Source organism: Isoptericola sp. NPDC060257 (genome assembly GCF_042726645.1).
Classification (GTDB): Bacteria; Actinomycetota; Actinomycetes; order Actinomycetales; family Cellulomonadaceae; genus Isoptericola; species Isoptericola nanjingensis.
The window spans coordinates 1-10,897 of the sequence record NZ_JBHXAW010000144.1 but is presented as its reverse complement, the minus strand read 5'-3'; the positions used below and the strand labels follow the sequence as shown (position 1 = coordinate 10,897).

7 protein-coding genes and 1 pseudogene are annotated in these 10,897 nt (G+C 75.0%); 4 read left to right on the top strand and 4 right to left on the bottom strand.

From position 1 onward, the window contains the following. From ACFWEK_RS12905 to ACFWEK_RS12895, 3 genes and pseudogenes are all read right to left on the bottom strand, one after another. Positions 1-1,132 (bottom strand): annotated as a pseudogene (locus ACFWEK_RS12905) (fibronectin type III domain-containing protein); the annotation flags it as partial. A 229-nt stretch (positions 1,133-1,361) separates the two neighbouring features. After that, positions 1,362-2,375 carry an electron transfer flavoprotein subunit alpha/FixB family protein gene (locus ACFWEK_RS12900; protein WP_430554304.1) on the bottom strand — a complete coding sequence of 338 codons (1,014 nt, stop codon included), beginning with the start codon at positions 2,373-2,375 and terminating at the stop codon, positions 1,362-1,364. Positions 2,376-2,387: 12 nt separating this feature from the next. Next, positions 2,388-3,194, bottom strand: a complete 807-nt coding sequence (locus tag ACFWEK_RS12895; protein ID WP_430554303.1) for an electron transfer flavoprotein subunit beta/FixA family protein — start codon at positions 3,192-3,194, stop codon at positions 2,388-2,390. A 136-nt stretch (positions 3,195-3,330) separates the two neighbouring features. Between ACFWEK_RS12895 and ACFWEK_RS12890 the strand changes: the two genes are divergently transcribed. The 3 genes from ACFWEK_RS12890 (at position 3,331) to ACFWEK_RS12880 (ending at position 8,250) form a co-directional block, all read left to right on the top strand. Further along, entirely contained in the window at positions 3,331-4,125 is a 795-nt protein-coding gene (locus ACFWEK_RS12890) for an SDR family NAD(P)-dependent oxidoreductase (protein ID WP_430547574.1), read from the top strand. 65 nt (positions 4,126-4,190) lie between these two features. Next, positions 4,191-6,479 (top strand): glycogen debranching protein GlgX, encoded by a 2,289-nt coding sequence (glgX, locus tag ACFWEK_RS12885; RefSeq protein ID WP_430554302.1) that lies wholly within the window; start codon positions 4,191-4,193, stop codon positions 6,477-6,479. 55 nt (positions 6,480-6,534) lie between these two features. Beyond that, a complete protein-coding gene (locus ACFWEK_RS12880) occupies positions 6,535-8,250 on the top strand; it encodes an FAD-binding dehydrogenase (protein ID WP_430554301.1) in 1,716 nt (571 codons plus the stop codon). A 90-nt stretch (positions 8,251-8,340) separates the two neighbouring features. Here ACFWEK_RS12880 and ACFWEK_RS12875 read toward each other — a convergent pair whose 3' ends face one another. Then, positions 8,341-9,108 carry a hypothetical protein gene (locus ACFWEK_RS12875; protein WP_430554300.1) on the bottom strand — a complete coding sequence of 256 codons (768 nt, stop codon included), beginning with the start codon at positions 9,106-9,108 and terminating at the stop codon, positions 8,341-8,343. Positions 9,109-9,479: 371 nt separating this feature from the next. Here ACFWEK_RS12875 and ACFWEK_RS12870 point away from each other — a divergent pair. Then, positions 9,480-10,897, top strand: a 1,418-nt coding sequence (locus ACFWEK_RS12870) for a maltotransferase domain-containing protein (RefSeq protein ID WP_430554299.1), incomplete at its 3' end; no start/stop codon positions are given.

Genomic DNA, 10,897 nt, shown 5'->3' with positions numbered 1-10,897 from the left:
CGGACTCGGTCTTCTCGCCCTCGTCGTTCTCCGGGATCGTCAGGTCCCAGTCGTCGACCTTCTGGAACTCGTCCGCCGCCATCCACAGCGTGCCGTTGACGACGTCGTTGAGGACGATGACGTCGCGGTTCACGCGGTAGACGAGATTCGTGTCCGTGCCGATGCCCTCGAGCACCATGTCCTCGTCCGCGTCCGTGCCGGGGCAGTCGCGCACCACCTGGCCCGAGACGGACCACGCGCCGTAGACGCACTCGCCCAGCTGGACGGGGCGGGCGGGGGTGCCGTTCGCGGTCCGCTTCGCCGCGGCCTTGCCGTCCAGCGGCTGGGAGACCAGGCCGCGGGACGTGGCCAGGACGACGGCGTCGGAGTCGGCCGACGGCTGCTGCAGCTGCGCGGCCGCGCCGCCATCGATCTCCACCGCGTCGCCGCCCGGCAGCACGACCTTGCCGGTCGAGCGGTCCAGCACGACCGCGGCGTCGCCCACCGTGGTCACCTGCACCTCGGCGTCCTTCGCCAGGGAGAGCCGCTCCTCCGAGGTGGACTCCGCCGTGCCCCGGGCGCCAGTCTCGATGGTGTAGAGCTTCCCCACGCCGGGGGCCGCGACGACGACCGTGCCGCCCGTGCTCACCTCGACCTGGGCGCCCTGGCCCAGGTCCTCGAGCTCCGGGTCGGTCTTCTCCGCGTCGAACGCCATCGCGCCGTCGAACGGCACGACCCAGACCCGACCCGTCTCCCCGTCGAGCACCGCGGCGGTGCTCCCGCCGGTCGCCACCTCGGACCCGGCCGGCAGCTTGAGCGTGCTCCGCAGGGCGAGCTGCGCCGGGTCGACGGGGCTCGCGGAGGAGTCGACGGAGCTCTCGAGCAGCACGTGCTGCGCGTCCTGCTCGACGTCGAAGCTCACCGAGTTGGCGAGGAGCGTGCCGTCGAGCGCCTGGGCCTGGTAGTTGAACCGGCCGAGCGTGCCCGTGGACGTCTGCGTCACCCACACGCCCGAGTCGTTGAGGTCGACGTCCACCGTCGCCTCGCCGTCGTACCAGAGCGCGAATCCGGTCAGGCCCGCGCCGAACAGCGCGACGACCCCGACGGACGCGATGGAGCGACGGTTCTCCAGGACGCGCGAGACGAAGCTCATGCCCTACCCCTCGGTCCCCTGACCAGGTGCGACAGCCCGCGAGCCTTCGTGGCGGCGCGGACGGAGGCACGGCGTGACCCATCCGGGGACGGTGATGGGGAACAGCACGATGCTTTCCTCGCCGGAGCATACCGACTCGCACCGTCGCGTGGCTGCCCGTGCCGATGGGCAGACCTCCCCATCGGGGGGCGACGACGCCACCCTCAGGGTCGGGCGGGGGCGGGCCGCCTCACCCGGCCCGGCGGGCGCGGAGGGCGGCAGCGGCCTGCGGCAGCACCTCCGCGAGGTCGCCGACGACGGCGAAGTCGCAGATCTCGAAGATCGGCGCCTCGGGGTCGGAGTTCACCGCCACGATCACCTGTGCCGCCTGCATCCCGCCGCGGTGGTGCGGGGCGCCGGAGATCCCCGCCCCCACGTAGAGGCGCGGCGCGATGGTGACGCCGGTCTGGCCGATGTAGCGGTCGAACCAGCCCTCGAAGACGGCGTCGCGCGACGCGCCGATCGCGGCGCCGACGGCGTCGGCGAACTCCTCGACCGGGCCGAAGTCGCCACCGGTGCCGCGCCCGCCGGCGACGACGACCGCCGCCTCCTCGAGGGTCGGGCGGCCCGGGGCGCGCTCCTTGACCTCGCGCGACGTGACGACGACACCGGCGGTGCCGGCGAACGCGACGGGCAGCGGGTCGACCTCGGTCGCGACCGACGCATCGGCGGGCTCGGGCACGACGGCGTTCGCCCGCACGGTGAGCACGGCGACGTCGGCGGTGACCACGCAGCGGGTGTCCCAGGCGCCGGCGAAGACGCGCTTGCCGGCCACGATCCGGCCCTCGGCGTCCTCCTCCACGGCGGCGGCGTCGATGACCAGCCCGGCGCCGAGCGCGTGGGCCGCCAGGGCGGCGGCCTCCTTCGCGGCGAACGTGGCGGGTGCCAGGACGACGTCGGCGTCGGTGCGGCGCACGGCCGCGGCGAGCGTCGCGGCCACGACGGAGGGCAGGTGGCGGGCGCCGTCGCCCCCGGCGGCGGCGAGCGCGTCGGTGGGCACCTCGGCCTGGTGCACGGTCTCGACGCCGTACGCGCCGAGCTGGGCGAGCGCCTCGACGGTCGGCGCCTCCAGGGTCACGGCCTCGACGCGGCCGAGGCCGCGCGCGATGGTGAGCAGCTCGAGCGCGCCGGAGCGCACCTCGGTGGCGGGGTCCAGGAGGACGAGGACGGTGCGGTTGCGGGTGGGCTCGGTCGATGTCGTCACGGTCGCGTCCTCTCAGACCAGCTCGTTGCGGATGAGGTACTCGGCCAGCGCGGTACCGCCCTCGCCCTTGTCGACGACCAGCTCGACCTCCGGGCGGGCGGGGCGCGGAGCGGCCGAGACCGCCTCGGTGCGCGCCCCGGCGGTGCCGACGGCGGCGGGATCGAGGCCGAGGTCGGCGGCCGACCACGCCTCGATCTGCTTGGTGCGGGCCGCCATGATCAGCTTGAAGTTCGGCATGCGCGGCGTGTTCGCGGTGTCCGCGACGGACAGGACGGCCGGCAGGGGCGCGGCGAGCGTCTCGGTGGCCTCGTCGGTCTCGCGCGTGACGGTCAGGGTGCCGTCCGCGACGTCCACCTTCTTCGCCAGCGTGAGCGCCGGGCGGCCGAGCTCGGCCGCGACGAGCGCCGGGACCACGGAACCCAGGCCGTCGAGCGCGGCCATGCCGGTGATCACGAGGTCGACGGGCGCGCCGTCCGCCTCGAGCCGGCGCACCCCGGCCGCGAGCGCCGTGGCGGTGCCGAAGTAGTCCGAGCCGGCCAGGGCGTCGTCCGTGACGCGGACCGCGCGGTCCACGCCCATCTGGAACGACTTGCGCAGCGCCACGTCGCCGTCGGCGGGGGCGGCCGTGAGGGCGACGACCTCGCTGGCCGCGCGCTCGTCGTCAGGCAGTGCGTCGAGGATCCGCAGCGCCGCCTCGAGCGCGTTCTCGTCCAGCTCGTTGAGGGTACCGACGCCCGGGTCGCGGTCGACGCGACAGTCCACGAAACGTCGGTCCGCGTTGATGTCCGGCACGTACTTCACGGCGACGACGATGCGCACGGGCGCGACCTCCAGCTCACGGTGGTGACGGCGGCCGCACGCGCTGCGGCCGACGGTGCCGAGCCTACCCGCGGCCTTCCCCGGACCGGCCCCGCGTCCGGGGGCGGAGCGGTGTGACGCGGCCTACGGTCGGGGGATGCGGATCGACCTCGCCGGCAGGACGGCGCTCGTGACCGGATCCACGCAGGGCATCGGCCTCGCCATCGCCCGCGGGCTCGCCTCCGCGGGGGCCCGCGTCGGGATCAACGGCCGTTCGGAGGGTTCCGTCGGGCGGGCGCTCGACGAGCTCGCCCGGGACGTCGAGGGCTTCGAGGGGGTGCCGGTGGTGGCCGACGTCGCCACCGACGACGGGTTCGCCGCCGCGGTCGACGCCCTGCCCGACGTGGACGTGCTGGTCAACAACCTCGGCATCTTCGGCTCCCGCCCCGCGCTCGAGATCACCGACGACGAGTGGCGGCGCTACTTCGAGGTCAACGTGCTGGCCGCCGTCCGCCTCATCCGCCACCACCTGCCCCGCATGGTGGCCCGCGGCTGGGGGCGGGTGCTCGACATCGCGAGCGACTCCGCCGTCGTGATCCCGGCCGAGATGATCCACTACGGCGCGTCCAAGACGGCACTCCTCGCCGTGTCGCGGGGCTTCGCCAAGGAGGCGGCGGGCACCGGGGTCACGGTCAACTCGGTCATCGCGGGCCCCACGCACACCGGCGGGGTGGAGGACTTCGTCTACCAGCTCGTCGACCGCGACCTGCCGTGGGACGAGGCCCAGCGCGAGTTCATGGTGAAGCACCGGCCGCAGTCCCTGCTGCAGCGCCTCATCGAGCCGGAGGAGATCGCCAACCTCGTGGCCTACCTCGCCTCACCGCTCGCGTCCGCCACCACCGGCGGCGCCGTCCGCGTCGACGGCGGCTACGTGGACTCGATCCTGCCCTGACCTGGTCCCCACCGGTCCCCACCTGCGCCCGCGCGGCTGTCGCCGACCCCGGGCACCATGTCCCCATGGAGTCGCGACCCAAGGTCACGCCGCTGACGCGGCCGACGGCACGCCGCAGCCACGTCCCCCCGCTCGGGGTGCATCCGACGCCGGACGGCGGGGTCGACGTCGCCGTGGCGGCGGCGCACGCGGACGCGGTCGAGCTGTGCCTGATCGACGTCGTCGAGCCGCACCGGGACGTGCACGACCCGGCGCGGTACGCGGAGCGGCGCGTGCCGCTGGACGGCCCGGTGTACGGCGTCTGGCACACCCACGTGCCGCACGTACGGCCGGGGCAGCGGTACGGCTTCCGGACGTACGGCGCCTGGGACCCGGAGGCCGGGCACCGGCACAACCCGGCCAAGCTGCTCGTCGACCCGTACGCCCGCGGGCTGACGGGCGACCTCACCTACGGCCCGGAGACGCTCGGCGCCGTGGGCGCGGTGGTCGACCCGGACGACCCCGACTCGCCGGCAGGCCGGTCGTGGGTGGCCGAACGGTACGGCGCCGCCGACGACCGCGACTCGCTCGCCTTCGTGCCGCACTCCGTCGTCGTCGCGTCCCACCCCGGCCCGCCGCCGCTGAGCCGACCGCGCGTGCCCTGGGCTGACACGGTGGTCTACGAGGCGCACGTCAAGGGCCTCACCGCGACGCACCCGGACGTCCCGCCGGAGCTGCGCGGCACGTACGCGGGCGTCGCGCACCCGGCCACGATCGCGCACCTGACGAGCCTCGGCGTCACCACACTCGAGCTGCTCCCGATCCAGGCGTTCGCCAGCGAGCCGCACCTCGTCGCCCGCGGGCTCACCAACTACTGGGGCTACCAGACGCTCGGGTTCTTCGCCCCGCACGCGGCGTACGCGACCCGGGCGGCGCGCGAGGCCGGCCCGGCGGCCGTCCTCGACGAGGTGCGCGGCATGGTGCACCTGCTGCACGACGCGGGCATCGAGGTCCTGCTCGACGTCGTCTACAACCACACGTGCGAGGGCGGCGACGACGCGCTGCACGTGAGCTGGCGCGGCCTGGACAACGCGGGCTACTACCTGCACGACGGCGCGTCCCCGGCCGCGCTCGCCGACGTCACCGGCACCGGCAACTCGCTCGACTTCCGCCGCCCGCGCGTGGTGCAGCTCGCCCTGGACTCGCTGCGCTACTGGGCCGAGGTCGTGGGCGTGGACGGGTTCCGCTTCGACCTCGCGGTCACCCTGGGCCGGGGCGACCACGGCTTCTCCCCCGACCACCCGTTCCTCGTGGCGCTGCAGACCGACCCGGTGCTCAACAATCTCAAGCTGGTCGCCGAGCCGTGGGACGTCGGCCCCGGCGGGTGGCAGACCGGCAACTTCCCGCCGCCGATGGCCGAGTGGAACGACCGCTTCCGCGACGCCGCGCGCGGGTTCTGGCTCGACGCCGCCCGCGAGGGCTCGCACGGCCGGCCCATGCACGGCCTGCGGGAGCTGACCACCCGCCTCGCGGGCTCGGCCGACCTGTTCGGGCACTCGGACCCGCCGCTGGCGCGCGGGCCGGTGGCGTCGGTCAACTACGTCACCGCCCACGACGGGTTCACGCTCGCCGACCTCGTGGCCTTCGACCACAAGCACAACGAGGCGAACGGCGAGGACAACCGGGACGGCTCGGACCACAACCTGTCGTGGAACCACGGCGTGGAGGGGCACGCGCCCGGCGCCGAGGACGGGGAGGGCGCGGGCGACACGGGCACCGAGCCGTGGTCCGCGGTGGTGCCGCTGCGGCGGCGCTCGCAGCGCAACCTGCTCGCGACGCTCCTGCTGTCCGCGGGCACGCCCATGCTCACCGCCGGCGACGAGCTAGGCCGCACCCAGCGCGGCAACAACAACGCGTACGCCCAGGACAACGCGATCTCGTGGGTCGGGTGGGACCTCGAGGACGCCGCCCGCGACCTGCTGGACACCACGCGCTTCCTGGTCGGGCTGCGGCACGAGCACGCGGCCCTGCGCGCGGACTCGTTCTTCCTCGGCGCGCCCCGCCCCGGCGAGGACGAGACCGACCTGCTGTGGTTCGCCGCCGACGGCGCACCCATGGACCGCGACGCCTGGGCGGTCGCCGGGCGCCGCGTGGTGCAGATGCTGCGGCCCGGGCCCGACGACGGCGACGCGCACGTGCTGCTCGTGTTCAACGGCGGGCTCGACGACGCGGAGGTCACCCTCCCCGGCGCCCCCGGCGGCGGCGCCTGGGAACGGGTGTGGAGCTCCGCGTGGGACCGGCCCGAGGCGCCCGACGACGAGGCCGAGGACGTCGTGCTCGAGTCGCTCAGCGTCGAGGTGTTCGTCGGGCGGTGACGCCCGCCGCCAGCCGACCGTTCTCCCCGGGCCGCTCCTCTGCCAGACTGCGCGCATGGATGCTGACGTCGTCGTCATCGGTGGGGGCCTGTCGGGACTGGTCACGGCCACGGAGCTCACGGCCGCCGGCCGCCGGGTGGTGCTGCTCGACCAGGAGCCGGAGGCGTCGTTCGGCGGCCAGGCCTGGTGGTCGTTCGGCGGGCTGTTCCTCGTGGGCTCGCCCGAGCAGCGCGCGATGGGCGTGCACGACTCCGCCGACCTGGCCTGGTCCGACTGGCTGGGCTCCGCGCAGTTCGCCCCCGGCGCCGACCGCGGCGAGGGCCCCGACCGGCACGGGTACGCCTGGGCCCACCGCTTCGTGGAGTTCGCGGCCGGCGACCTGCGGTCCTGGCTGCACGCCAAGGGCGTGCGCTGGTTCCCGCTGGTGCAGTGGGCCGAGCGCGGCGGGTACACGGTGGGGCACGACGACGGGCGGACCGAGCACGGCAACTCCGTGCCCCGCTTCCACGTCACCTGGGGCACCGGCCCCGGGATCGTCCGACCCTTCGTGGAGGCGGCGCTCGCCGCCCGCGACGCCGGCCTGCTCGACCTGCGGTTCCGCCGCCGGGTCACGGGGCTCGTCACCACCGACGGGCGGGTCACCGGGGTGCGCGCCGACGTGCTCGCCGACCAACCGCTCACCGGGCTGCCGTTCGGCGGCCGGGGCACGCCGTCGAACCGCGACGTGGTGGGCGCCGAGGAGATCACGGCGGGTGCCGTCGTCGTCGCGACCGGCGGCATCGGCGCCAACCACGACCTGGCCCGCGCGCACTGGGACCCCGAGGCCGGGACGCTGCCCGAGCGGATGCTGTCCGGCGTCCCGGACTCGACCGACGGGCTCATGCTCGGCATCGCGGCCGACGCCGGCGCGGCGCTGGTGCACGAGGACCGGATGTGGCACTACCCGGAGGGCATCGCCAACCACTCCCCCGTCTGGACGAACCACGGCATCCGCATCCTCCCCGGCCCGTCGTCGCTGTGGCTCGACGCCGACGGCGGCCGCCTGCCCGCCCCGCTGTTCCCCGGCTTCGACGCGCTCGGCGCGCTGCAGCACGTGACGCGGCGCGGCGACGACCACTCCTGGTTCGTGCTCAACAAGGCGATCATGGAGTCGGAGTTCGCCCTGTCCGGCTCGGAGCAGAACCCCGACCTCACCGGCAAGGACGTCAAGCTCCTCGCGCAACGGGTGCTGCCGCGCGCGGTCGGGCCGGTCGCGAAGTTCGCCGCCGAGTCGCCCGAGTTCCTCTGGGCCGACACCACCGACGAGCTCGCCGCCAAGATGAACGCGCTGGTCGAGGCCACCCCCGGCTCGAAGGGGCACGTGGACGCGGGGGCGCTCGCCGCCGTCGTCGCGGCGCGCGACGCCCAGGTCGGCTCCGGCCTGGGCAAGGACCCGCAGGTGGTCGCGACGCGCGCCGCCCGCGACTACCGCGTGGACAAGCTCATCCGGGTCGCCAAGCCGCGGCCCCTGACGACGCCGAAGGACGGCCCGCTGCTCGCCGTCCGGCTGTCCGTGCTGACGCGCAAGACCCTCGGCGGTCTGTGGTGCGACCCGTCCGGCCGCGTGCTGCAGGCCGACGGGTCCGTGCTGGACGGCCTGTGGGCCGTGGGCGAGGCCGCCGGGTTCGGCGGCGGCGGCGTGCACGGCCACCGCGCCTTGGAGGGCACCTTCCTCGGGGGGTGCCTGCACACCGGCCGCACCACCGGCCGGGCGCTCGCCGCGGACGCCTGACCCGCACCGCCCGCGGGCCCGTCGGCCGCCGAGGTAGTGCCTACCGCACCCCGGTCGTGCCCGCCGGGACCTACCGGGGAACGGATGGCACTACCTCGCGGGGTGACGGCGGACCGCCTCCGCGAGTGCGCGGCGGATGCGTGCGATCAGGCGGTCGGGGTCGGCGAGGTCCTCCCAGGTGACCCGGAGGACCGTCCACCCCGCCTCCGCCAGCGCATCGTGCCGGCGCTTCTCGTCGAGGAGCCGTTCCCGCGGGTCGCCGTACTCTCCGCCCGAGTACTTCACGACGCCGTCGAACTCGATCCCCACGCTCAGCCCCGGCCAGCCGACGTCGACCCAGGCGGTGCCGCGCCAGGTGCTGACGGCGACGGCGAGCTCCGGCGGCTCCAGCCCGGCCGCGTCGAGCAGCCACCGCAGCCGCGTCTCGCCCACCGACTCCGACCGCGCGTCGGCAAGCGCCATGATCTGCCTTGCCTGCCGGACGCCGGGCCGACCGGCCCCGTCGGCCAGCACGGTCTCGACGACCTCCGGGTCCGCCCCCGCCCGCAGTCCCGAGTCGGCGACGACGAGCGCGCGCTCGCCCGGCAACCACCGGGCGCAGTCGACCATCGTGCGCTCGAGGGTCGTGACGGGGAGGCCGGTCGACGTCGTGGTCCGGTCCCGCGGGGGCACGTCGACCGGGTGCCGGCGCAACGGGGTACCGCCTTCCCGGCGCACCTTCGGCTTCCACGCCTGGCTGACGTGGACCTCCTCGGCGAGCCGGTAGACCCACAGCCCGTGCAGCAGCGCTGCCGACTCGTGACTGAAGCAGTGGTCGGTGCGCAGCGTCCGTGCCGTGGCGGCGATCCTCGCGAGCACGCGCTGTTCCCGCTGCTGGGCAGGTCCCGCCTCCGCAGGCGGCGGACCTGCGTACCGACCGCGGCCTACCCGCACGAGCTCGCCGCGCCGTAGTCGGCGCTCGATCGTGGACCGTCGGGACTCGGTGTAGGTCACGACCGGCGGCAGGGTTCTCGGCCGGGGAACGGCTGTGTCCCCCGGTCTCCGGCTGTCGCGACGTGCGGATGGGGCGTCGTCGGGCATGGCGCCAGCGTGGCAGGGCGCGGGCGGAGCCCCGGACGCCCTGTGGACGACGTCCACCCGGTAGTGCCTCCCGTCCCGCGGTAGTGCTCCGGGCGACCTACCGCGGGACGCATGGCACTACCGCGCGGAACGCGCGGCGGCTGGCTAGCGTGGAGGCCGTGACGTCTCCGCAGCCCACGCCGCACGCGCCCATCGGACGGATCCCCGTCCTGCAGCTCTCCCCCGTCGTCGAGGGAGGGCGCTGGCCGGCGAAGGCGGCGGTCGGCGAGGTGGTGCCCGTCGAGGCCACGGTGTTCCGGGAGGGACACGACGCCGTCGGGGCCACCGCCGTCCTGCTCGCGCCGGACGGCACGGTGCACTCCACCGCGCCCATGGCCGACGTCGCGCCCGGGCTGGACCGGTTCCGCGGCTTCCTGCAGCCCGACGAGGAGGGTGACTGGTCGTTCCGCGTCGAGGCCTGGTCCGACCCGTACGGCACGTGGTCCCACGACGCGGTGATCAAGTTCGACGCCGGGCAGGACGTCGACCTGGTGCTCGCGGAGGGGCGGCTGCTGTTCGAGCGCATCGTCGCGCCGGAGCTGCAGGCGACCCGCTCCGCCGACGACGCCGCCGTGCTGGAGGCCGCGGCCCGCGAGCTGGCCGACACGACCCGCCCGCCCGAGGCCCGGCTCGCGATGGCGATGACGGCCGCCGTCAAGGACGCGCTCCGTCGAGCACCGCTGCGCGACCTGGTGACCGCGAGCGCCGCCTACCCGCTGCGCGTGAGCCGCCCGCTGGCGCTGGCCGCGAGCTGGTACGAGCTGTTCCCCCGCTCGGAGGGCGCGACGCGCCGCAAGGACGGCAGCTGGCGCTCGGGCACGTTCGCCACGGCGGCGAAGCGACTGCCCGCGATCGCGGGGATGGGGTTCGACGTCGTCTACCTCACGCCCGTGCACCCCATCGGCACGACGTTCCGCAAGGGCCGCAACAACACCCTGGACCCGCAGCCGGGCGACCCCGGCAGCCCGTACGCGATCGGCTCGCCGGACGGCGGGCACGACGCCATCCACCCCGACCTGGGCACGGAGCAGGACTTCCGGGACCTCGTCGCGGCGGCCCGCGCGGAGGGCCTGGAGGTGGCGCTGGACCTGGCGCTGCAGTGCTCCCCCGACCACCCGTGGGTCACCGAGCACCCGGAGTGGTTCTCGGTGCGCGCGGACGGCACGATCGCGTACGCCGAGAACCCGCCGAAGAAGTACCAGGACATCTACCCGCTGAACTTCGACCGCGACCCCCGGGGCCTCTCGGCGGAGATCCTGCGGATCGTCGAGCTGTGGATCGACCGCGGGGTGACGGCGTTCCGCGTCGACAACCCGCACACCAAGCCGCTGGACTTCTGGGAGTGGCTGCTCGCGCGGGTGCACGCCGCGCACCCCGAGGTGATCTTCCTGTCGGAGGCGTTCACGCGGCCCGCGATGATGCAGACGCTGGCGCGGATCGGCTTCCACCAGTCGTACACGTACTTCACCTGGCGCAACACCAAGGAGGAGGTCGAGGAGTACCTGCAGGAGGTCTCCGGACCCCAGGG

Coding starts and splice junctions, on each gene's coding strand:
- ACFWEK_RS12890 (WP_430547574.1), top strand. CDS start 3,331: ATGCGGATCGACCTCGCCGGCAGGACGGCGCTCGTGACCGGATCCACG.
- glgX (WP_430554302.1), top strand. CDS start 4,191: ATGGAGTCGCGACCCAAGGTCACGCCGCTGACGCGGCCGACGGCACGC.
- ACFWEK_RS12880 (WP_430554301.1), top strand. CDS start 6,535: ATGGATGCTGACGTCGTCGTCATCGGTGGGGGCCTGTCGGGACTGGTC.